Origin of the sequence: Micromonospora sp. NPDC005257, assembly GCF_042872445.1 — a bacterium.
Classification (GTDB): domain Bacteria; phylum Actinomycetota; class Actinomycetes; order Mycobacteriales; family Micromonosporaceae; genus Micromonospora.
Genome location: NZ_JBIAKL010000010.1, coordinates 139,293 through 159,813 on the forward strand (window position 1 = coordinate 139,293; position 20,521 = coordinate 159,813).

Annotated in this window: 23 protein-coding genes; 8 read left to right on the plus strand and 15 right to left on the minus strand. The window is 71.9% G+C overall.

The annotated features are described in order from the left end of the window. Positions 1–24 precede the first annotated feature (24 nt). The gene (locus ACFYO8_RS21800) at positions 25–1,170 is read right to left on the minus strand and encodes a hypothetical protein (protein ID WP_387187324.1); all 1,146 of its coding nucleotides are present in this window, start codon (positions 1,168–1,170) and stop codon (positions 25–27) included. Further along, positions 1,151–1,576 (minus strand): hypothetical protein, encoded by a 426-nt coding sequence (locus ACFYO8_RS21805; protein WP_387187322.1) that lies wholly within the window; start codon positions 1,574–1,576, stop codon positions 1,151–1,153. The genes ACFYO8_RS21800 and ACFYO8_RS21805 overlap by 20 nt, the downstream gene beginning before the upstream one ends. A gap of 352 nt (positions 1,577–1,928) precedes the next feature. Between ACFYO8_RS21805 and ACFYO8_RS21810 the strand changes: the two genes are divergently transcribed. Further along, positions 1,929–2,942 carry an ATP-binding cassette domain-containing protein gene (locus tag ACFYO8_RS21810; protein WP_354873362.1) on the plus strand — a complete coding sequence of 338 codons (1,014 nt, stop codon included), beginning with the start codon at positions 1,929–1,931 and terminating at the stop codon, positions 2,940–2,942. Then, complete coding sequence (locus tag ACFYO8_RS21815; RefSeq protein WP_355095819.1) at positions 2,939–3,793, plus strand: ABC transporter permease; 855 nt, start codon at positions 2,939–2,941, stop codon at positions 3,791–3,793. Before ACFYO8_RS21810 ends, ACFYO8_RS21815 begins: the two co-directional genes overlap by 4 nt. Before the next feature lie 46 nt (positions 3,794–3,839). Here ACFYO8_RS21815 and ACFYO8_RS21820 read toward each other — a convergent pair whose 3' ends face one another. The 4 genes from ACFYO8_RS21820 to ACFYO8_RS21835 all read right to left on the minus strand — a co-directional run bounded on the left by ACFYO8_RS21820 (position 3,840) and on the right by ACFYO8_RS21835 (position 6,211). Then, complete coding sequence (locus tag ACFYO8_RS21820; RefSeq protein ID WP_354873358.1) at positions 3,840–4,247, minus strand: hypothetical protein; 408 nt, start codon at positions 4,245–4,247, stop codon at positions 3,840–3,842. After that, positions 4,244–4,504 (minus strand): hypothetical protein, encoded by a 261-nt coding sequence (locus ACFYO8_RS21825; RefSeq protein WP_354873356.1) that lies wholly within the window; start codon positions 4,502–4,504, stop codon positions 4,244–4,246. The genes ACFYO8_RS21820 and ACFYO8_RS21825 overlap by 4 nt, the downstream gene beginning before the upstream one ends. Before the next feature lie 13 nt (positions 4,505–4,517). Next, positions 4,518–5,228: a hypothetical protein gene (locus tag ACFYO8_RS21830; RefSeq protein WP_387257456.1), complete on the minus strand. Its 711-nt coding sequence runs from the start codon at positions 5,226–5,228 to the stop codon at positions 4,518–4,520. Between the two features lie 134 nt (positions 5,229–5,362). After that, entirely contained in the window at positions 5,363–6,211 is an 849-nt protein-coding gene (locus ACFYO8_RS21835) for a helix-turn-helix transcriptional regulator (protein ID WP_387257458.1), read from the minus strand. A 99-nt stretch (positions 6,212–6,310) separates the two neighbouring features. Here ACFYO8_RS21835 and ACFYO8_RS21840 point away from each other — a divergent pair, with 99 nt between their 5' ends. Both ACFYO8_RS21840 and ACFYO8_RS21845 read left to right on the plus strand, forming a co-directional pair. Next, on the plus strand, positions 6,311–7,081 hold the full coding sequence (locus ACFYO8_RS21840) for an SDR family NAD(P)-dependent oxidoreductase (RefSeq protein WP_355093674.1): 771 nt from the start codon (positions 6,311–6,313) through the stop codon (positions 7,079–7,081). A gap of 66 nt (positions 7,082–7,147) precedes the next feature. Next, on the plus strand, positions 7,148–7,714 hold the full coding sequence (locus tag ACFYO8_RS21845) for a snapalysin family zinc-dependent metalloprotease (RefSeq protein ID WP_355093672.1): 567 nt from the start codon (positions 7,148–7,150) through the stop codon (positions 7,712–7,714). A 27-nt stretch (positions 7,715–7,741) separates the two neighbouring features. Here ACFYO8_RS21845 and ACFYO8_RS21850 read toward each other — a convergent pair whose 3' ends face one another. From ACFYO8_RS21850 to ACFYO8_RS21890, 9 genes are all read right to left on the minus strand, one after another. Continuing rightward, positions 7,742–8,719, minus strand: coding sequence for a hypothetical protein (locus ACFYO8_RS21850; RefSeq protein ID WP_355093670.1), 978 nt, complete (start codon positions 8,717–8,719; stop codon positions 7,742–7,744). Further along, the gene (locus ACFYO8_RS21855) at positions 8,716–10,065 is read right to left on the minus strand and encodes a hypothetical protein (protein WP_355093668.1); all 1,350 of its coding nucleotides are present in this window, start codon (positions 10,063–10,065) and stop codon (positions 8,716–8,718) included. The genes ACFYO8_RS21850 and ACFYO8_RS21855 overlap by 4 nt, the downstream gene beginning before the upstream one ends. Further along, the gene (locus tag ACFYO8_RS21860; RefSeq protein WP_355093666.1) at positions 10,062–10,367 is read right to left on the minus strand and encodes a DUF6403 family protein; all 306 of its coding nucleotides are present in this window, start codon (positions 10,365–10,367) and stop codon (positions 10,062–10,064) included. The genes ACFYO8_RS21855 and ACFYO8_RS21860 overlap by 4 nt, the downstream gene beginning before the upstream one ends. Before the next feature lie 60 nt (positions 10,368–10,427). Beyond that, positions 10,428–10,661: a hypothetical protein gene (locus ACFYO8_RS21865; protein WP_355093664.1), complete on the minus strand. Its 234-nt coding sequence runs from the start codon at positions 10,659–10,661 to the stop codon at positions 10,428–10,430. 76 nt (positions 10,662–10,737) lie between these two features. Next, complete coding sequence (locus ACFYO8_RS21870) at positions 10,738–12,030, minus strand: AAA family ATPase (protein ID WP_355093662.1); 1,293 nt, start codon at positions 12,028–12,030, stop codon at positions 10,738–10,740. A 129-nt stretch (positions 12,031–12,159) separates the two neighbouring features. Next, positions 12,160–12,987: an SAM-dependent methyltransferase gene (locus tag ACFYO8_RS21875; RefSeq protein ID WP_355093660.1), complete on the minus strand. Its 828-nt coding sequence runs from the start codon at positions 12,985–12,987 to the stop codon at positions 12,160–12,162. Between the two features lie 152 nt (positions 12,988–13,139). Beyond that, positions 13,140–13,394, minus strand: coding sequence for a hypothetical protein (locus tag ACFYO8_RS21880; protein WP_355093658.1), 255 nt, complete (start codon positions 13,392–13,394; stop codon positions 13,140–13,142). Next, the gene (locus ACFYO8_RS21885) at positions 13,387–13,629 is read right to left on the minus strand and encodes a DivIVA domain-containing protein (RefSeq protein WP_355093656.1); all 243 of its coding nucleotides are present in this window, start codon (positions 13,627–13,629) and stop codon (positions 13,387–13,389) included. Before ACFYO8_RS21885 ends, ACFYO8_RS21880 begins: the two co-directional genes overlap by 8 nt. After that, complete coding sequence (locus tag ACFYO8_RS21890; RefSeq protein WP_355093654.1) at positions 13,626–13,856, minus strand: hypothetical protein; 231 nt, start codon at positions 13,854–13,856, stop codon at positions 13,626–13,628. Before ACFYO8_RS21890 ends, ACFYO8_RS21885 begins: the two co-directional genes overlap by 4 nt. A gap of 311 nt (positions 13,857–14,167) precedes the next feature. On the opposite strand from ACFYO8_RS21890, the gene ACFYO8_RS21895 reads away from it, so the two are divergent. From ACFYO8_RS21895 to ACFYO8_RS21910, 4 genes are all read left to right on the plus strand, one after another. Continuing rightward, positions 14,168–15,595, plus strand: coding sequence for a helix-turn-helix transcriptional regulator (locus tag ACFYO8_RS21895; protein ID WP_355093652.1), 1,428 nt, complete (start codon positions 14,168–14,170; stop codon positions 15,593–15,595). Further along, positions 15,592–16,506 carry an aminoglycoside phosphotransferase family protein gene (locus tag ACFYO8_RS21900; protein WP_354873325.1) on the plus strand — a complete coding sequence of 305 codons (915 nt, stop codon included), beginning with the start codon at positions 15,592–15,594 and terminating at the stop codon, positions 16,504–16,506. The genes ACFYO8_RS21895 and ACFYO8_RS21900 overlap by 4 nt, the downstream gene beginning before the upstream one ends. 102 nt (positions 16,507–16,608) lie before the next feature. Further along, on the plus strand, positions 16,609–17,157 hold the full coding sequence (locus ACFYO8_RS21905) for a GNAT family N-acetyltransferase (protein ID WP_355014915.1): 549 nt from the start codon (positions 16,609–16,611) through the stop codon (positions 17,155–17,157). Between the two features lie 118 nt (positions 17,158–17,275). Continuing rightward, the gene (locus ACFYO8_RS21910) at positions 17,276–20,350 is read left to right on the plus strand and encodes a DUF3427 domain-containing protein (RefSeq protein WP_387257461.1); all 3,075 of its coding nucleotides are present in this window, start codon (positions 17,276–17,278) and stop codon (positions 20,348–20,350) included. Positions 20,351–20,521 lie beyond the last annotated feature (171 nt).

A 20,521-nucleotide genomic window follows, 5' to 3' on the forward strand; every position in this document is an offset into this window, starting at 1 on the left:
CGTGTCACTCAGCCGGCTCGCCGCTCAGCCGGCCGGGTACCGGTCGACCTCGACGTCAAGCCGCAGCGTTCCGGTGCCCGGCAGTGTCACCTCCGTGGCGTCGGCCGGGCGGGCCGCGCCGTCGTACCAGCCGGCGTAGCTGACGTACGGGGGCGTCCACAGCCACGCCACGGTGACCGGCTGGGGGCCGAGCACGCGCAGCGCGTACTCGCCGTCGCGATCCATATCCAACGTGTAGCCGATGACCTCACGGGTACGCGCGTTGCGCACCGTCAGCTCGGCGACCACCGGGCGGCCCTCCGGGTCGACGAGCCGGCCGGTGACCAGGACGCCACGCCGCACGGCGAGGTTGTAGACGGTGGCGGCGCCGGCCCGGACCGTGACCGGCACGGCCTTGCCCCGCAGGGCGAACCCGCCGGACCACTGGGTGGCGTTGTCGGCAGTGGTGAACAGCAGCGGCCAGGCGTACGGGCCGAGCCAGTCGATCCGGTAGCGGCCCTGCGCGTCCAGCTTCACACCCCAATTGAGGACGACGCCCGACTTGGGCGCGAGCGCCACGGCGCCGGAGGTCGCCGGCCTGCCGGTGGCCGAGCTGGTCACGGTGCCGGTGACGACACCGGCGCGGTCGAGCCGGATCGGGGGTACGGTGACCGTCTGCCCGGCGCGGAGGGTGACCACCCGGGCCTGCTTCGCGTCACCGGTGCCGCCGGTCGCGCCGACCCACTGCGCGCCGTACGCCGATCCGCCGGCGGGGCGGGCGAACAGGTTCCAGGAGCCGGCCTCGACCAGGCCGACGCGGACGTTCCCGGAGGCGTCGGAGCAGTACCGTCCAGGGTTCTCCGGAAGCTCGCCGGTGCCGGCGGGCGCCGGCGTCACACAGGCCCCGGCGACGGGCGCGCCGGTCGCCGCGTCGACCACCCGGGACACCACGTGCGCGGCCGGGGTCAGGTCGACCACCGCGCTGCCGCTGCCGTCGGCCAGCACGGTCACGGTGGTGTCGCGGGGCAGGTGGGAATCGCCGTCGGTGTAGACCCGTACCTCCTGCGGACCGGGGACGAGCGGCGGCACCGTCACCTCACCGTCGCCGCACAGGTTGCGGCGGGTGTCGACGTACACGCAGACGCCGTCGATCAGGGCGCCGGTGACCGCGTCACGCGCCCGCAGGGTCAACGGACTGGGCGTGAGCAGGCGCTCGGAGACGTCCGTCGTGCCCCCCCGCGGACACCCGGACCGTTCCGGCCCCCGCCCAGTCCGTCCGGCCCGGCACCCACTGCCGCAGCGAGTCGTCGGGCAGGTCGGGATCGACGTACGCCGGGCTGATGGCGATCTTGTAGTCGCCGGCCGGCACCTCCACGCGCAGCTGCCCGGACTCGTCCAACTGGAGCAGTTGGACGTCGTAGCTGCTGTCCGCGGCCACCACGTCGACACTGCCCTGGCTCGGGGAGCCGTCGGGCGCGATGACGGTCAGGTGGAGGACACCTGCCGGCTCCTCGGCCGCGCCGGCCGCGGCGGGTGAGACGGTGACGGCCAGGGCCGCCACGGTGAGTGCGCCGAGCACTCTTCGGACGATGGACACGGTGGACCCCTCTCGGTTTCAATGCACGAAGAGGCGTCCGCGTAGCCACAACCGGGACACGCCCCCCGTGCGTCGGATGTCGGCGCAGCATATGGCAGACGATCGATCGGGCACTGTCGGCGACCGGTCACCCGGCGGACCGCTGAGGGAACGGTCATAACCCACCTTCCTCCCGTACCGGCCACCGTCGGCCGGGGATCCACCCACCGCCAGAACGGATCTGGCGGGCCGTCTGGCGCCTTGGGGTGAGGCCGGTACAACCACAGCTTCCCGGCCTCGTTGAAACAGGCGATCGGTCTGGCGGTACGCCCATACGCCTGTCGAGGACACCGACGAGGAGAGGTAGCGATTCATGAGCAACCGGAACACCGGCCTGGCCGTCGAGGCCGAGGGCCTGGTCCGGTCCTTCGGTTCGACCCGGGCACTCGACGGGCTGGACCTGCGGGTTCCCGCCGGCACCGTCTACGGCGTGCTGGGTCCGAACGGCGCCGGCAAGACCACCGCCGTACGGGTGCTGGCGACGCTGTTGCGCCCGGACGGCGGCACGGCCCGGGTCTTCGGGCACGACGTGGTGCGCGAGGCCGACGCGGTCCGCTCCCGGATGAGCCTGACCGGCCAGTACGCCTCGCTGGACGAGGACCTGACCGGGGCGGAGAACCTGGTCCTGCTGGGCCGGCTGCTCGGACTGAGCCGGGCGTCGGCCCGGGAGCGGGCCGAACGGCTGCTCGCCGCGTTCGGGCTGACCGAGGCGGCGGGACGGCAGGTGAAGAAGTACTCCGGCGGGATGCGGCGGCGCATCGACATCGCCGCGAGCATCCTGAACACGCCGGACCTGCTGTTCCTCGACGAGCCGACCACCGGCCTGGACCCGCGCAGCCGCAACCAGGTGTGGGCGATCGTGCGGGCGGTGGTGGCGTACGGCACGACGGTGCTGCTCACCACGCAGTACCTGGACGAGGCGGACCAGCTCGCCGGCCGGATCGCTGTGGTCGACCACGGCCGGGTGATCGCGGAGGGCACCCCGGGCGAGTTGAAGTCGTCGGTCGGCGCGGGCAGCGTCCACATCCGGCTGCGCGATCCGGGGCGGCGGGCCGAGGCCGAGCAGGTGCTGCGGACGTCGCTCGGCGTACCGGTGCAGCTCGCCGCCGATCCGGTGGCGCTGACCGCGCGCGTCGGCGAGCACGGCACCGACCTGGAGGCCGGCGCGCAGGCGGCGCGGGCGCTCGGTGAGCTGGCCGCCGTCGGCATCGTGGTGGACGACTTCTCCCTCGGCCAGCCCAGCCTGGACGAGGTCTTCCTGGCCCTGACCGACCACCCGGCCGTCCCGGCAGGCGAGCGGGACGACGAACTGGAGGTGGCGCGATGAGCGACACCGCGATCACCACCGGGCGGGCGCCGTCCGTCTACGTGCCGTCCGCCGAGGCGCTGGCCACGGTACTCGCCCCGGCCGAACGACCGGCCCGGCCCGGCCCGCTGTCGGCGTCGCTGACGTTCGGCTGGCGCGCGCTGCTGAAGATCAAGCACGTGCCGGAGCAGCTGTTCGACGTCACCGCGTTCCCGATCATCATGGTGCTGATGTTCACGTACCTGTTCGGTGGCGCGCTCGCCGACAGCCCGCGTGCGTACCTGCAGTTCTTCCTGCCCGGCATCATGGTCACGAGCGTCGTGATGATCACCATGTACACCGGGGTCGGGTTGAACAACGACATCGAGAAGGGCGTCTTCGACCGGATCCGTACGCTGCCGGTCTGGCGGCCGGCGGCGCTGGTCGGGATGATCTTCGGCGACGTGCTGCGTTACATCCTCGCCGCCGTGGTCATCCTCACGGTGGGCGTGGTTCTCGGCTTCCGTCCCGACGGCGGCCTGCTCGGGGTGCTCGCCGGGATCGGGCTGCTGGTGGTCTTCTCGTTCGCGTTCTCCTGGGTGTGGACGTTCTTCGGCCTGGTGCTGCGCAGCGAGAAGTCGGTGATGGGGGTCAGCATGATGGTGCTGTTCCCGCTGACGTTCCTGAGCAACGTGTTCGTCGAACCGTCGACCATGCCCGGTTGGTTGCAGGCGTTCGTCAAGGCCAACCCGATCACCCAGTTGGTCACCTCGGTCCGCGCGGTGATGGCCGGTTCGATGGACGGCCCGAGCACCATGTGGATGGTGCTCTGGAGCGCGTTCTTCCTGGTCGTGTTCGGCACGCTCACGATGTACCGCTACAACCGCCACTGACGCGACACCGGTGGCGGGGCCCAGGCCGGCCCCGCCACCTCGGCGGTCAGACCCGCGCGTCGGTCACCACGTGCGAGCACGCCGGGCAGGCCGCCGGTCCCTGTTCGGCGAACCAGCGGCAGGTACGCCGGATCGCGCACTTCGGCAGCGCCTCCTCGGCGGGCGGGGCGACCTCGGCGTACGAGGCGGCCAGCCGGGCGCCCAGCCCGCACTGCGAGCCGGTCCAGAAGCCACAGGACGAGGTGACGCACGGTCCGGCCAGCCGGGCCCGCGACTCGATCGGCTTCTCGGAGTCGCCGAGCCCGGCGAGCGCCACCTCGGCCGGTACGGCCGGGGTCACGTAGGCCACCCGGCCCGCCGGAGTGATCATGCCGAGGAACACCGTGGCGTTCGACGCCGGTGTGCTCGGGCACATCCGCTCCGGCGTGCCGGCCGGCGGGGCGGTGTCGGTCACCGCTGGATCCAGAACCCGATGTCGTTGATCTTCTGACCGAGCTCGTCGGCGAACGGACCGTCGATCACCCAGAGGCCCTTCCATTCGCCGCGCAGCTTGAGGTTACCGTGACCGAGGGTCAGCGGGTTGATCAGCTTGGCGTCGGCGGTACGCAGGGCGGCCAGGCCGGCCTTCTGGATCTCCGCGGCGATCACGTTGTGCTGCTCGGGGGTCAGGTCGACGCCGTCGACCACGAAACGGAACTCGTTGCGGGCCATGTGCTTCCTCCGGTCACTCGTACGATTCGGTGCCCAGCCCGCGACGCAGGCTGGTGCGGGTGAAGGCCGCCCAGCCGACATGCGAGGCGGCGGGTGTGCGCTGTCCGGTGCGGGCGAGCACCCGGGCGGCGTGCTCCGCCCACCGGTCGGCGGTCGCCGCCGCGTCGCCCCAGAGTTCGCGGCAGGCGGCGACCGCGAAGGCGACCTGTTCCGGCGATCCGGTGAACCCGGCGGGCCCGTCGGCGACCCGGATCGTGCCGTCCGGGCGGACCCGCACGCTCGGGAAGTGGTGGTGCAGGCTGGCCAGCGTGGCCAGGTGGGTGGCGTCCCGCCGGCCGGCGGCGAAGCCGGCGCGCAGCTCGTCGTCGCGGCGGTGCCGGATCGCGTGCAGGACCAGCGCGTCGCCGGCCGTCTCGATCCGGGCGACCACCTGCACCGGCACGCTCCACGGCGACGGTGAGTTCGCCGACCAGAACGCGAGCCAGGCGGCGAGCCGGGCGTGGAAGTCGGCCTGGACGGCGACCGCGGGCGCGGATCCGTCGGGCGCGCGCAGCGCGGCGGTGGCGATGCGGTCCCGGGAGACGAGCGGCGCCGCGGCGCGGCCCGGGGCGGCCACGGCGGCGGTGGTGGAGGCGACGGTCAGGCCGGTCAGTGTGACCGCCGAGGCCGCCGCGGCGCCGGCGAGCAGTCGCCGACGGTCGAATGGGTGTCCGTTGTCGTTCATCGTCGGCCCTTCGTCGACGGCAGTGGCCCCGACGCTATCGACCGGAAGGGATCAGTTAAACACCCTGCGTGACGGGAGGTTGACAGGAATCCCACGGATTCCCGGCGGCGTGAAGGACGGTTCCTGTGCCGCGTTCACGTGGCGGTGGACGGGAACCGTTGGTGTCCGAGTACGGCGAGCAGCCGCAGCTTCTCCTCGTCCTCGCTGCGCGGCGCGGCGGTGAGCACCAGCAGCGCCTGCGACTGGTCCTCGGTGAACAGCACCTGGCAGTCCAGCTCGATCGGCCCGAGTTCCGGGTGGATCAGTGTCTTGTGGTCGGCGAAGCGTTGCGCCACCTCGTGCCGCTCCCACAGCTCGGCGAACTCCCGGCTGGCCGCACAGAGCGCCCGCACCAGCTCGCCCGCGCGAGACCGGGGACCTATCGACCCGTACGCGGCACGCAGGTTGGCGACCTGGGCCCGGCTCTGCCGGTCGCGGTCCTCCACCGGGTAGCGCTCCCGCTCGGCGAGGTCGGTGAACCAGCGGTACACCTCGCTGCGGGCGAGCCCGGTGTGGCCGGAGCGGTCGCCGAGCAACGCGGCCGCCAACTGGTTCTGCGCCAGCGTCTCGCCGAGGTCGGACAGGATGAGCGCCGGGGTGTCGGACAGCCGGTCCAGCACCCGCAGCAGCGCCGGCGCGACGTGGCCGGTGGTGGCGACGGTCTCGGGCGGGCTGTGCCCGGCGACCCGGAACAGGTAGGCGCGTTCGTGCGCGGTGAGCCGCAGCGCCCGGGCCAGCTCGCCGAGCATGTACGGGCTCGGCTGCGGCCCGCGCCGCTGCTCCAGCCGGGTGTAGTAGTCGGTGGACATGGCAGCGAGCGACGCGACCTCCTCCCGTCGCAGGCCGGGTGCCCGGCGTCGGGCGCCGTCGGGCAGCCCGACGTCGCCGGGGCGCAGCGTCTCCCGGCGGCGGCGCAGGAATTCGGCCAGGGCTGTGCGGTCCATGATCCGAGTATCCGCCGTACGCCGCCGGGAACCAGGGATCCGCGATCCCCCGATCCGGGATCTCTTCACCCGCCCCGCCGCGCACCGCAGGCTTGCGGCATGGACATCTCCGGAAACACCATCTTCATTCCCGGCGCCACCAGCGGAATCGGTCTGGCCCTGGCGCTCGCCCTGCGGGACCGGGGCAACACGGTGATCGTCGGGGGCCGGCGTACCGGGTTGCTCGACGAGATCGCCGCCGCCCACCCCGGCCTGGACACCGTCACGATCGACACCGCCGACCCGGCGAGCATCGCCGCCGCCGCGGACCGGGTGCTGGCCAGGCACCCGGACCTCAACGTCCTGGTGACGATGGCCGGCGTGATGCGGATCGAGGACTGGCGCTCGCCGGACACCTTCCTCGCCGCGGCCGAGGAGGTGGTGACCACGAACGTACTCGGACCCATCCGGCTGATCGCCGCCTTCGTCGAGCACCTGCGGCAGCGCGGCGACGCCACGATCCTCACCGTCTCGTCCGGTCTGGCGTTCGTGCCGCTGCGGGTCACGCCGAGCTACAACGCCTCCAAGGCGGCGGTGCACATGCTCAGCGAGTCGATCCGGCTGAACCTGGCCGGCACCGGCGTACGGGTGCTGGAGCTGGTGCCACCCGCGGTGCGCACCGAACTCCTGCCCGGTCACGACACCAACGAGACGGCAATGCCGCTGGACGAGTTCGTGTCCGAGGTGACGGCGCTGCTGGAGGCGCAGCCGGACGCGACGGAGATCCAGGTCGAGCGGGTGAAGCTCCTCCGCCACGCCGAGGCGCGTGGGGACTACGACAAGGTCGTCGCCGCGATCAACGCGGCCGATCCGCACGCGTCCACCCCTTGATATCGATAGATGGCTATCTATAGGCTGGCGGCGTTCCGCTCACCCCCATCCCAAGGAGTGTGAACCATGCGTCAGCCCAAGCTGTCCCGGATCCTCGCCACCCTCGCGGCCGCGACACTGGCATCGCTCGGCGCGGTAGCCGTCAACCCGGCTCCGGCCTCCGCCGCCGTCCGCAACGTCTGCTACAACATCAGCCAGGCCGGCCCGTTCGCCAACACGGCGGTGCAGGCGGCGGCGATCTGGAACAACTACACGAACAACATCAACATGGCGCAGTGCGGGTCCAACCTGCGGATCACCTACACCTACGGCGGTGGCTCGTACGCCCAGCGCACCAGCCTCGGCAACGGCCGCGTGGTGATCGACTACAACCAGGCCCAGCAGTACTCGCCGCTGCGCATCATGACGCACGAGATCGGCCACATCCTCGGCCTGCCGGACAACTACAACGGCAACTGCGCCATCCTGATGTCCGGCGGCAGCGCCGGCACGAGCTGCACCAACCCGTACCCCAGCTCCGCCGAGGCCTCCCGGGTCGACTCGCTGTTCGGCTTCGCGGCCCGCAGCGCGACGCCCGCCCAGGTCTTCACCGGCAGCTGGCCGGCCGTCTCGACGGTGGGCGCCCAGCGCTGACGACGCCGTGACGACGGGGTCGGCGGGTCACCGCCGGCCCCGTCCGCCCGCCCGCCGACCGGTCGCGGCATCGTCCACGAGACCTGCCGCGCGGCGGCTCAGCTCCTCGACCCGCTCCCGGAGCCGGCGCGGGGCCCCGGCGTCCCCGTCCAACTCGGACACCTCGTCGAGCAGGCCGACGTAGTCGGCGGCCAGCCTCCGGTAGGCCGGGGCGACCGGCCCCGCGTGCCCGTCCAGGTCGATGATCTGCTGGGCGAGGACCGCTGTGGCGGCGCCGAGCGCGGCTCGCTCGTCGGCGCGCGCGTCCCGCCCGGCCCGCCGCGCGTCGGCCAGCCGCCCCGCCCGCCGGCCGCCGAACCAGAGCACCGCCGCACCGGCGACGACCCCGGCCATCGCGCCGCCGGCCAGTAGATACCGGGGCAGCGACGGGCTGATGGTACGAGCGCCGTCCGGCACCAGACCGGCCCGGACCAGCCGGTCGTAGTTGAGCACGATCACCTTCAGCGCCTCGACCGGCCGGTCCACGAACGCGTCCACGCCCCGGCCGATGGTGGTCTCGGTGACCACGGCCCGGCCGAGGTCGCGCGAGCCGTCACCGCCGAGGCGGGAACAGCCGTAGGTGTCCCAGTCCTCGCCGTCGCGGCTCATCGCCAGCACCAGCGTGCCCCGGGCGGCGCGTTTGGTGTCGGCGCACGCCTCGCGCAGGTCGGCGCCCGGTTCCATGATCAGCACCACCAGCCGCCGGTTGCCGATGACCCGTTCGGCGGCGGCCCGGTCCAGGTCCACACCGGGCGCCGCGTAGACCGACGAGCCGCGCACCTGCCGGGCGACCGGCCCGTCCAGGATGCCCCCGGTCCACAGCGCCCAGCCGGCCAGCGCCAGGCAGGCGAGCGTCGCCCGGCCGAACGCGGTGCCGAACAGGCGCCCGAGCAGCCGGCGCGGACCGGCCGCCGCCGCGCCACGAGGGGCCGCCGCCCGCCCGGGCCGGCTCGCGACGCGGCTCACGACAGCCTCGCCCGCAGGTAGACGTCCGGCCGGTAGCCGGGCATCCGCACGTCCCGGGCCACGTCGTCCAGCTCGGCCGCCGCGTCGGCGAGCAGTCCGCGTACGTGCCGGTCGGGCAACCCCTCGTCGAGCGCGTCCCGGGCCGCCCGCAACCGGCCCACGCCCCGGACCAACGCCGGATCGCTGCGCGCGCCGGTGAGCAGCGACAACTCCACCGCCAGCGCGGAGAGCCCGGCCAGCCGGGCCGTCGTGCCGGCGGGACCCACATCGGCCGGACGGCGGCCGGACCCCCGCACGGTACGGATGGACAGCACCACGAAACCCGCGACGCAGGCGGCGAAGAGCCAGGGCAGCGCCGGCAGCGCCACCCGCAGCGGGTCGAACGGCCGGTACGGCAGCGGACGGTCGAACAGCCCCGCGTACCGCACGTCGGTGACCTGGGCCAGATAGGTGCCCAGCACGTTCTGCTGGGGGTAGGCGTAACGGCCGATCCGCGCGCCGAACTGGGCGAAGAAGCTCGCGGCGGCCACCTCGGCGAATTCCGCCGCGCCCGGACCGTGGTACTCGATCCAGTCGCCGTACATCACCACCAGCGGTTGGTCCGGGGCGAGCCGGTGCAGCGCCGGCCCGTACGCGGGCAGCGGCTCCCCGTACGGCTGGGCGGGCAGCACCACGAACCAGGCCCCGTCCGGGAACGCGGCGCTCGCCGCCTTCTCCGGCAGCCGGGGCAGCGTCGCGCCGGCGCCCACGTACCGGCCGGTGGCGCGCAGCGCGGTGACCACCGGGGCCAGCTCCGGGCCGGCCGGTTCGCGCCAGCGCAGGTCGTCGCGGTCCGGCGGGAGGGGCTGGTCGTGCAGCGTGGCCAGCAGCGTGAGCAGCGCGCCGGTCACGTCGCGGGTGGCGAACCGGGCCCGCCAGCCGGGCAGGTCGTCCGGCGAGGCCACGTAGAGGCCGCCGCTGACCTCGGTGCCGACGATCCGGATCTCGGCGTTCCCCACGTCCTTCACCCGTCGGCGTTCGGCCTCGTCCAGACCGGGCGGGGCGACCAGGATCCGCGTGCCCCGGTCACCGACGGCGGCCCGGACCCGCTGCTCGTCCCAGCGCGCGATCGCACCCGGCAGCCGGACCACCGGGTCGGCCGCCACCAGCGCGGTCATCTCCTCGACCGAGGGCACGCTCGCGTCGCTCAGCTCCCCGGCCGAGCCCTCGGGCAGCGCGCCGCTCGACGGGGAACGCCCGTAGCTGACCTCCACGCTCTGCCGCTGCGCGACCAGGAACACCACGAGCACGGCCGCCGCGGCGGCCAGCAGCGACCAGCGCAGCAGTTCCCGGCGTACCCCGGTCATCGCCCGGCCCGCCACAGCTCGTCGGCGCGGCGGGCGTGCTCGGCCGCCGCGCGGGCCGCGCCGGCGCCGCCGCCCCCGGCGGCGAGCAGCTCAGCGCGGGCCAGCAGCCGCTCGGCCGCCGGCACGGCCGCCGGGGCGGCGTCCCGGCTGACCGTGGCGTCGTGGATCGCCGCCCGCGCCGACGACCAGGCAACCCGCCGGCCCTCGGCCCGGGCGCGGCGCCGGGGCAGCAACGCGGCGAGGAAACCGGCGGCCACCGCCACCAGGCCCCCGCCCAGCCAGGGCAGCACGCTCGCGGTCATGATCCATGTCTAACGCACCGCCGCCAGCGCCGCGAACCGGGCGGGGTGCCGGCCCGCCGCCTACGACGACGAATAGCCCTCGTCGAAGCCCTGCATGAACCCTTCCGCGAACCCGGAGATGACACACCCGGCACAGCACAGGATCACCAGCAGCGCCGGCACCGCCACCCACAGGACGATCGCCCACCTGCTCATCCCCTCGCTCGGCTGCTCCACGTACGCCGGCGGATAGTACGGCTGCTGCTGATACGGCTGCTGGTACGGATCCTGGTGGTAGGGGTCGTGAGGATGCATCCGGCCATCGTGCCCACCGGCCGGGACCGCCGGAAGATCCGAACGGTCCGCCGATCCTGCCGCGACGGCCCTCCCGTCACGCCCGGTGCGCATCGAGGTGGGTCAGCACCGTCTGGTTGGCCTCCCAGCCGTCCGGGAACTTCACCGGCACGTCGAGGTGCACCCGCTCGGTCGACGGGTACGCGTCGAGCAGCTCACCGATCCCGGCACGCGCCACCACCACACAGGCGTGCCGGTGCCGCGACGCGAGCACGCACAGCCGCCCCGACTCCAGGTGGAAGGCGGTCGCGTCACGCCGGCCGGAGAGCGGGTGCAGCACGATCGTCACGTCGTACTCCCGGCCCTGGAGCCGGTTGGCGGTGTCCACGGTGATGCCCGCCCCGGCCGCGCCCAGCCGGGACCGGATGGCCGCGACCTGGTCGCGGTGCGCGGCCCCGACGGCGATCCGGTCCGCGGTGACCGGCGCGCCGCCGGGCGCGGCCTCGCTGACCGCGACCGCGCCGCGCCGCAGCACCCGCAACGCCAGCTCCGCGCAGGCCGCGGCGGCTTCCCCGTCGGTACGCACGGTGTGCCGCGCCGGCAGCTCGTGCAACGCCCAGCCGGTGGCGGCGGCCACCTCCACCGAGGCGTCGTAGGCGTCACCCGCGCCGGGCTCGGTGAACGCCAGCGCCCGGTCTGCCGGCCCGGTCCCGGCACGGAACCCGGTGAACGGATAGAACGCGGCGGACACCACAGGGGCGGCCGAGTCGGGCAGCCGCCACGACACCGGGAGCCGGTGCACCGGAAGATCCGGGTTGTGCCGCAGCAACGTGGCCACCGCCGACTGCATTGGATCCCAGGTCAGACCGGTCCAGCGGAACGTATCCACGGTGCTGAACGGATCGAGCTGCCCCGGGTCGCCGACGAACAGGGCCCGCTCGAACCGGCCCGCCACGCGCAGCAGCGCGTCCGCGCGCATCTGGTACGCCTCGTCCACGATCGCCCACGGCCAGCTGCCCTCGGTGACGGTGGCCCACTTGGCCGCCGTACCGATGGTCACCGCCGGGCCGCCCAGGTCGGCGACCTTCGCCGCGACCCGGACCGCAGGGTGGGCGGTGACCCGCTCGGTGGGCCGGTAGTCGGTCGCCGAGAGCCGCCCGACGCGCAGCTCCGGAGCCTTACGGCCGAGCCGGTCGATGAGGTCGTCCACCTGCTCGTTGGTCTGCGCCACGATCATCAGCGGGTCGCCGGTGGCGGCCGTCTCGATCGCGGCGCGGACCACGAGGGTCGACTTCCCGGCGCCGGGTGGCGAGTCCACGACGACGCCGCGGTGCGTGCCGTCGCGCAGATCCCGCAGCACACGCTGGATCACCTGCTCGGCTTCGTGCAAGGAAGGGCCCCCTTTTAACGTCTCCGGTAGAGGCGGGGCCCCTTCTTAACACGTGCCACCTGGGCGCGGCTCCGGCACCTGCGCTTCGGGTCGTACCGTCGAGGGCTCGCGGTGTCCGCGAGCGGGCGCCTACGGCTTGCGGGCAAGCAGTCCGACGAACGTGTGGTAGGTGTCGGTCTGCTGCGGGGCGGGCGCGTCCGGGTCCGGACGCCACTCCGCCAACGGCACCAGACCCGGCTCCAGCGGCGTCAGCCCGTCGGCGAAGGCGAGGATCTCCTCGTCGGTACGCCAGCGGCCGGTACCGAGCGACTCGTTGAACACCCGCTCGACCTCGCGGGCCTTGCGGGAACCCTCCGGATCCCGCTCACCCGGGTCACGGAAGTGCGAGATGGCGACGTAACTGCCGGACGGCAGCGCGTCGATCAGCGCCGCCGCCACCGATCGCGGGTCCTCGTCGTCGCCGATGTGGTGCAGGATCGCGAACAGCAGCAGCCCGATCGGGCGGTCGAAGTCGAGGAACCGGCGGACGTCCGGATCGTTGAGGATCTCCTCCGGCTCCCGGATGTCGGCCTGGATCACCGTCGCGGTGCCCTCCGCGGCGAGCAGCGCCCGCCCGTGCGCCAGGACGATCGGGTCGTTGTCCACGTACACGACCCGGGCGGCCAGGTTGTGCTCGATGGCGACCTCGTGCACGTTGCCCTGGGTGGGCAGGCCCGACCCGATGTCGAGGAACTGGTCGATGCCCGCCTCGGTGACGAGATGGCGAATCACCCGGCGCAGGAAGGCGCGGTTCGCCTGGCCGGCGGCCGGCCCGTCCGGCGTGATCTGCAAGGCGTGCTCGGCGACCTTCCGGTCGACCTCGAAGTTGTCCTTGCCGCCCAGGAAGTAGTCGTAGACCCGGGCCACGCTGGGAATGGTGACGTCGATTCCGGGCGGTGCGGCCTTGTCGCGGGTCACAGGATTCTCCAGACTCCGTCGGGCGGTTCCGGGCGCTTTCGGGGAGTGTAGCGACCGTACAGGGTGGATGGTCGCCCCATCTGGGACCGCTCCCAGCGGATCGGCCCGTCACCAGGACGAACACCGGTCGACACGCCGAAATAGCGCCGGCGTCAGCGCGGCTCCGTTGCCCCGCAAGGCCCGCCGTGACCATCCCGCAATCGGCAGCGCTCACCGTCGGGCAGCCGCACATCGCACCAGACCCGGTACCGCACGTGCTGGGCGTCCTCCTCGCTGAGCGTCGTCTCACCGAAGTCGACCGCGTTCAAATGCCCGAGCGAACGGGCGAGCGCGGCGGCCAACTCGGCGGCGACGTCCCGGCACGTCAGCGTGGTCGGCAGGTGAATCACCCAGCGCGGTTCACTCATCGTGGCCGCGTCGCCGGCAGCCGTTGTGGCGGGACTGCCATTGCCGCAGCGCCTGGCGGACCCGTTCCGACTCGGTGCGCGCTGTGGTCAACTCCCGGTGCAGCCGGTCCATCTCGTCGGCGACCCGGCACAGGTAGTCGTGCACCTGCGCCGGGTCCAACCCACGCCAGCGGGTGTCGAACACGGCGCTGCGCACCTGGTACGCCTGCACCCGCTCCCCGGTCACGTAGATCACGACGCCACCACCGCAGCCGCCACGGCCTCGTCGGGCAGCCCGGCCGCGGTGAGCGTCGCCCTCCCCCACCGGGCCAACCGGCAGGGGTACGGGACGCGCTCGCTGCGGCACAGCGGCCCCTGCGGCCAGTGCTCGGGCACGTGTACGCGCACCGCCAGCGCGGCGACGAGCAGATCCTCGTCGGTGACGGGGATGAGGACGGGGAAGTCGGCGAGTGCGGTGGACATCGGCAGGCACCTCCGGATTCGGTCTCGTGGAGTGGCGCCGGGGCGGGCGGGGACGGCGGAAGCCGCGATCGGGGGACGCGGTGCCGCCGGAGCCCAGCACCCGCCCCGGGCCATGAGCCGACCTTCAGTCCTTCTCAGCAGGCGGCGCATGCCCTGTTGATCGTGGCCGCCATGCACAAAGCACATACGGTCAGTGACCGAGACGAAACAGTCGATGATATGCACGGTGCGTATACCGGGCCGCTCCGGAACGGGTTGAATGGCTAGGCTCGACTCCGGACACAGGTTCTCCGCGAACGGCGAGGTTGCCGGTGACACCTGCGAACTGCCCCCGCTGCGGCGGCCGCCTGGCGCGCGACAACGGCACGGGACGCTGCGCGCCCTGTCAGGCCGCCGAACGTGACCGCCTCAGCACGCCGCCCGCCGTACCCGATTCGTTCTGGGACCATGAGCCGGTACGGACGGCGCTGGCCGGGCGGCACCTCGGGCGGGTGATCCGTGCGTACCGGCACCACCCGTACCACGGGCGGAGCGCTCTGCCGCAGAGCGTCGTCGCCGGGTGGCTGGGAATCACCCAGGCGCAGTTGAGCCGGATCGAGAACGGGCCTGCCCAGGTGCATCTCGACCGGCTGACGCATTGGGCGACAGTGCTCCACATCCCGCCGACATCGCTCTGGTTCGCAGTCGGTCCGGGCTCCCCGACGAGCGCCCGGACCGACGCAGCACCGGACCTGGGACGGCGAACACTCTTGGCCGGCATCGCGGCGGTGTCGGCGGGAGCCGGACTGGTCGGCGTCGGTGAGGAACCCCGGCCCCGCCGCATCGGCAGTGCGGACGTGTCTCGGCTGAACGCGGTGCTGGAGCTCTATCGGTCAGTCGACTACGAATGCGGCGGTGGCCTGCTCTATCGGGAGGTGGCCCGGTTCGCGGAGTCGGTGTATCGCATGCTCGACTGGTCGCACTCGGCCGGATTGACACCACGCCTGGTCGCGGCGGTAGCGGCGGCTCGTCAACTGGCGGGCTGGACCGCGCTCGACGCCGGCCGGCACGCCGACGCCCAACGGCATTTCGTTGCCGGCGAGCGGGCGGCGACGACCGCTGACGACGCTCCGCTAGCGGCCCTGATTCGCTACTCACAGGCCAAGCAGCTACAACACCTTCGGCACAACCAGGACGCCCTGGCCGCTCTGCGTCTGGCCCACTCGGAGCTGGGATCGCGGGCAACCCCGGCGGTGAGGGCGCTGCTCTGGGGCGCGGAGGCCGCCTCGACAGCCGCGCTCGGCGACCACCGCAATGCGCTCACCCTTCTCGGTCGGGCGAGTGATCAGTTCGAGCGTGTGGATCCCGAGCGCGAGCCGGCATGGATGGCCTTCTACGACCGCGGTGAACTGCTCGCCCAATACGGTCGGGTGTACCGCGACGTGGCCCGGCAGACCGGAACACAGGCGACGCAAGCCGTACGGAGCGTCGAGGAAGCGATCGTCGCCTTCGGTCCGGCGAACGTCCGCAGCACGGTCCTGAACGAGGTCGGGTTGTGCAGCGCGCTCTTCCTCGCCGATGAGCCCGAACGGGCGGTCACTGTCGGCATACGCGTGGTGGAACAGTCACGTGCGTTGAGTTCCAGTCGAGTGGTCGACCGAGTGGTGAATCTGCGCCGCGACGTAGGACGGCACCGCCACCTTCCGATCGTCGCCGAATTCGAACGGACGCTCACCGCACGAGCTGCGGCCACGGCATGAGCGGCCGGTTCTCGGAAGAGGCGATGGCTCGGGCCATGCGGGAGATCGCCGGCAAGCTTGACGTGCCGGCCGAGAATGCCCGACTCCTGCGGCTGACAAACAACGCCGTGTTCGCGCTGCCGGAATCCGGGCTTGTCATCCGGATCGCACGAACGCACCGACTCAGAGACCGGGTGCAGAAGGTCGTTCAACTGGCGCGATGGTTCGCCGAGCTGGACGCGCCGACGATCCGGCTTGCGCCGGGCGTGACACAGCCGGTCGAAGTCGGCGACTTGGTGGCCACGGTGTGGACCTACGTGCCAGCCACCGCACCTGTTCCAACTGTGGATGACCTCGGCTCGGCGCTGCGGGGATTTCATACGCTTGGACCTCCGCCTTTCCCGTTGCCAGCCTGGGATCCGATCGGGGACGCACGTCGACGCCTGGCGGATGCCGACGGGCTGAGCACCGAGCACCACGACTATCTGGTGGGGTGGTGCGACCGCTTGGAGCCGCAGGTCGCCGACCTCAGCCATCGGGCGTCGCACTCGCTCATCCACGGGGACGCGCACGTCGGCAACCTGCTCCGGGATGCATCGGGTCGCATCCTGCTCTGCGACTTCGACGCCACCTGCCTCGGGCCGTGGCAGGTGGACCTGGCCGCGGTCGCTGTGGGCGAGGCCCGCTTCGGCAAGACCGGGGCGCATCGGGCTCTCGCCGAAGCGTACGGATATGACGTGACATCCGATCGCGACTGGCCACTACTGCGGGAAGCCCGCGAGCTCAAGATGATCGCTGCTGCCACGCCGCTCCTCGCGAGTTCGTCGAGCGTTGCGGCCGAATTCGCCACCCGGCTACGTTCCGTATCGGAAGGCAATCGCAGTGCGAGTTGGACCCCGTTTGCTGATCTTGTTGACCCTGCAGCGAGTTAACCGGCCCGGGATAGATCCGAGTGCAGTGGCGCCATGATCGATAACTCGATGTGGGAAGACGCAGCGGGGAAAGTGACCGCCGGCCGATGAGATCCTGTCCTCGTGCGGGAGCATCTGCGACTACGCCACCAGACCGCGGCAGAGGCCGAGGGCCTGGTGGGCCAGCTAGTGGACGTGTACCTCGACGCGCACGCCGCCGACGGTCCCCGCTACACAGCTGAGCGGTACGAACGGCAGCTCGCGGCGCACATGCCCCGGCAGGGCTGGGAGCTGGTGTCGGCCCGCGTCGAAGACGAGTTGGTCGGCTACGTCTACGGCTTCCCGCTCGCAGCCGATACGCCCTGGTGGGACGGCATCAACGAGCCGGTGCCGGAGGGCTTCACAGACGAGAATGGGCACCGGACTTTCGCAGTCTGCGAATTGCTGGTGCGGCGATCGTGGCAACGCCGGGGTATCGCGCGGGCGCTCCACGACCGGCTCCTGGGCACGCGGCGGGAAGAAAGGGCCACGCTGCTCGTACGCCCCGACAACACTGCCGCCCAGCATGCGTATGACTCCTGGGGTTGGCAACCGGCCGGGTGGCTCCAGCCGACGCGGGCAGGCGCACCGCTGTTCGAGGTCCGCATCAAAGCCATCGCGTCGAGCCGGTGATGGGCGACGCGTCGACCTTCACCTCCAGGTGTCGATGATCTGACAGGCGGAGGGACAAAGCTCCTGACACCTACCGCACCAGCTTCCGCCTGGCGTTCATCGCGGCTAGCTTGCCCTCGTGGGGGATCTTGAGAAGGGCATCTACGAGCACCTGATCACGGAAAAGCTGGCGACGCAGCTCAGACACATCGACAACGCCCTGGTCCGCGACGCGAAGCTGGATGCCGCCGACGCGCATGACGTCCTGGCCCGGCACATCGCCGGCCTCGCGCGACGGGCGCTCCTCGGCGTCGGCGGCGGGGAGAACAAGCTGGCCCGGCAGGTCGACCTGGCAAACCGCATCGCCGCGCACATCGCTCAGGCCGAGCCCCGCGCCGTCACCGCCGACGACCAGGTGGCGGACGTCCAACGTCTGCTTCACGCCATCGCGGCACCACCCACCCCGCCGGCCGCACCGGTCTTCCCGATCCGCCCATCGACGCCGCTCTCCACCGGCGCGCTCCTGGTCAACGGCCGGCACCAGCCGCGCATCGGCCACGAGGTCAGCCACGAGATGGCGTCGGCGGACGAGGTGGACCTGCTCTGCGCCTTCATCAAGTGGCACGGTCTGCGCATCATCGAGCCGGCCATCACCGAGCTGATCGCCCGGGGTGGCCGGGTTCGGGTCATCACGACCACGTACATGGGTGCCACCGACCAGCGGGCGCTCGACCGGCTCGCCGAGTTGGGCGCCGAGGTCAAGGTTTCCTACGAGACGCGGACCACCCGTCTGCACGCCAAGGCGTGGCTGTTCCGGCGGCACAACGGCACCACCACCGCGTACGTCGGCTCGTCGAACCTGTCAAAGGCCGCACTCGTCGACGGCGTGGAGTGGAACGTCCGCATCTCGAACCTCGAACAGCCGCACGTCATCGACACGTTCGAGGCGACGTTCGCCGACTACTGGCACGACTCGGCGTTCGAACCGTACGACCCGGCAATGGACTCCGAGCGCCTGCGCGTCGCGTTGCGCGGTGAACGCGCCGACGACGCACCGACCGAGATCGCGAACCTGGACGTGCGGCCGTTCCCGTACCAGCAGGAGGTTCTTGACGACCTGGACGCCGAGCGTCTGGTGCACGGCCGCTGGCGCAACCTTGTGGTGATGGCGACCGGCACCGGAAAGACGGTGGTGGCGGCGCTCGACTACCGCCGGCTCCGGCGGGCAGGTCATGTCGACTCACTGCTCTTCGTCGCGCACCAGGAGCAGATCCTGCGGCAGAGCCGGTCGGTGTTCCGCCAGGTCATGGGCGACGGCACGTTCGGCGAGACGCTGGTCAAAGGCGATCGGCCGCAGGGATGGAAGTACGTGTTCGCGTCGATCCAGTCGCTGCATCGGCAGGAGATCGACCCCGAGGCGTACGACATGGTGATCGTCGACGAGTTCCACCACGCCGAGGCACCGACGTACACGGCGTTGCTGGAGCGGCTTCGGCCGCGCGTACTCCTGGGTCTGACCGCTACTCCCGAGCGCAGCGACGGCGCCGACGTGCGCCGGTGGTTCGACGGCCGCGCATCGGTGGAGCTGCACCTGTGGGAAGCCCTCGAACGGCAGTTGCTGGCGCCGTTCCAGTACTTCGGCCTGCACGACGATGTGGACCTGGCGCGGGTGCGGTGGAAGCGCGGACAGGGGTACGACAAGAACGACCTGGACGGCGTCTACACCGGCAACCACGCGCGTGCGCGGCTCATCCTGCACGCGGTCCGGCGCATCGCTGATGTCGGACGGATGCGCGCGCTCGGATTCTGCGTGAGCATCGGGCACGCGGAGTTCATGGCCGACTGGTTCACCCGGCAGGGTGTGCCGTCGGCGGCCGTGACCTCAAGGGTCAACCGATCGGAGCAGCACGCGCTGATCGACCGCTTCCGCAAGCGCGAGCTGAAGGTGCTCTTCACAGTCGACCTGTTCAACGAGGGCGTCGACCTGCCGATGGTCGACACCATCATCATGCTGCGCCCCACCGAGAGCGCCACGATCTTCCTGCAGCAGCTCGGCCGGGGTCTGCGGCTGGACGACGACAAGCCGTGCCTGACCGTGCTCGACTTCATCGGCGGTCAGCACGCGAACTTCCGGTTCGACCTGCGCTGGCGGGCGCTCGCCGGGGTCAGCCGCCGGGCGGTCGAAGCCGCCGTGCGGGAAGATTTTCCTTCGCTACCCAGCGGTTGCCACATCGAGCTGGACCGGGTGGCGAAGGACATCGTGCTCGCCAACCTCAAATCGGCGCTGCCGACGTCGAAGAACGCGCTGGTGGCGGAGCTGAGGCAGCTCGGTGACGTGAGCCTGTCCGACTTCCTGCGCGAGACCGGCCTGGAGATCGAGGACGTTTACCGGTCGGCGAACATCGGTGGCTGGGCCGGGCTGCGGCGTCTCGCCGGACTCGACCCGGCCGGAGGCGGCCCCGATGACCGCGACCTGGGCCGGTCGATCGGCCGGATGCTCCACATCGACGACGTCGATCGGCTGGAGCTGATCGCCCGGGTCGCCACCGGCCAGCGCCCTTCCACGGGACGGCTGCTCGACATGCTGCACTTCAGCCTCTGGGGGCCGTCGGTGCCGCTGGCCGAACGCGACGCCCGGCTCGAGCGGCTGTGGGCGGAACCGGCGCGCTGCGCCGAGCTGCGGCAGGTCGCCGACGTGCTGCGCGACCGGATCCACCGGGTCACCGAGCGGCCGGCAGGCGGCCGGGTCCCTCTGCGGGTGCACGCCCGCTACAGCCGTAACGAGGCGTGCGCGGCGTTCGGCATGACGAACCCGGGCTCGCTGCGCGAGGGCGTGAAGTGGCTGCCCAACGAGAAGGCGGATCTGTTCTTCGTCACGCTCGTGAAGTCCGAGGAGCACTACTCCCCCACCACCATGTACGCCGACCGCGCCATCACCGACCGGCTGTTCCAGTGGGAGTCGCAGAGCACCACGTCGTCGGGCTCGGCCACGGGAGGGCGGTACGTCAACCACATCGCGCAGGGCTCGACGGTGCACCTGTTCGTCCGCGAGACCAAGATCGCCGATCGTGATCTGGGCGCACCGCCGTACCTGTATGCCGGGCCGATGACGTACCGGGAGCACACCGGCGACCGGCCCATGCGGATCCTCTGGGAGTTGCGGACTCCGCTGCCCGCCGACATGTACGCCGCCGCTCGGGCGATCGCCGCCTGACATAGACGGTCCATCCGCTAGGAAGCAGCTCACCTGCTGCTTGGTACTCCCGCCGAAATCCGTTCGAACCTGGGGTGGTGGTGTGATGTTCTCCCTTGGCGGGCTTCTCTCTTTGTCCCGGACAGCCATGAGGTAGGCGACCAGTGAGGTGGCCCGGTCGAGGATCACCTA

Excerpts from the sequence above, each read along its gene's own strand:
- ACFYO8_RS21890 (WP_355093654.1), bottom strand. The coding sequence starts at position 13,856 with ATGTCCACCGCACTCGCCGACTTCCCCGTCCTCATCCCCGTCACCGAC.
- ACFYO8_RS21810 (WP_354873362.1), top strand. The coding sequence starts at position 1,929 with ATGAGCAACCGGAACACCGGCCTGGCCGTCGAGGCCGAGGGCCTGGTC.
- ACFYO8_RS21845 (WP_355093672.1), top strand. The coding sequence starts at position 7,148 with ATGCGTCAGCCCAAGCTGTCCCGGATCCTCGCCACCCTCGCGGCCGCG.
- ACFYO8_RS21815 (WP_355095819.1), top strand. The coding sequence starts at position 2,939 with ATGAGCGACACCGCGATCACCACCGGGCGGGCGCCGTCCGTCTACGTG.
- ACFYO8_RS21830 (WP_387257456.1), bottom strand. The coding sequence starts at position 5,228 with ATGAACGACAACGGACACCCATTCGACCGTCGGCGACTGCTCGCCGGC.
- ACFYO8_RS21860 (WP_355093666.1), bottom strand. The coding sequence starts at position 10,367 with ATGACCGCGAGCGTGCTGCCCTGGCTGGGCGGGGGCCTGGTGGCGGTG.
- ACFYO8_RS21855 (WP_355093668.1), bottom strand. The coding sequence starts at position 10,065 with ATGACCGGGGTACGCCGGGAACTGCTGCGCTGGTCGCTGCTGGCCGCC.
- ACFYO8_RS21840 (WP_355093674.1), top strand. The coding sequence starts at position 6,311 with ATGGACATCTCCGGAAACACCATCTTCATTCCCGGCGCCACCAGCGGA.
- ACFYO8_RS21835 (WP_387257458.1), bottom strand. The coding sequence starts at position 6,211 with ATGGACCGCACAGCCCTGGCCGAATTCCTGCGCCGCCGCCGGGAGACG.
- ACFYO8_RS21900 (WP_354873325.1), top strand. The coding sequence starts at position 15,592 with ATGAGCGGCCGGTTCTCGGAAGAGGCGATGGCTCGGGCCATGCGGGAG.
- ACFYO8_RS21865 (WP_355093664.1), bottom strand. The coding sequence starts at position 10,661 with ATGCATCCTCACGACCCCTACCACCAGGATCCGTACCAGCAGCCGTAT.
- ACFYO8_RS21825 (WP_354873356.1), bottom strand. The coding sequence starts at position 4,504 with ATGGCCCGCAACGAGTTCCGTTTCGTGGTCGACGGCGTCGACCTGACC.
- ACFYO8_RS21880 (WP_355093658.1), bottom strand. The coding sequence starts at position 13,394 with ATGAGTGAACCGCGCTGGGTGATTCACCTGCCGACCACGCTGACGTGC.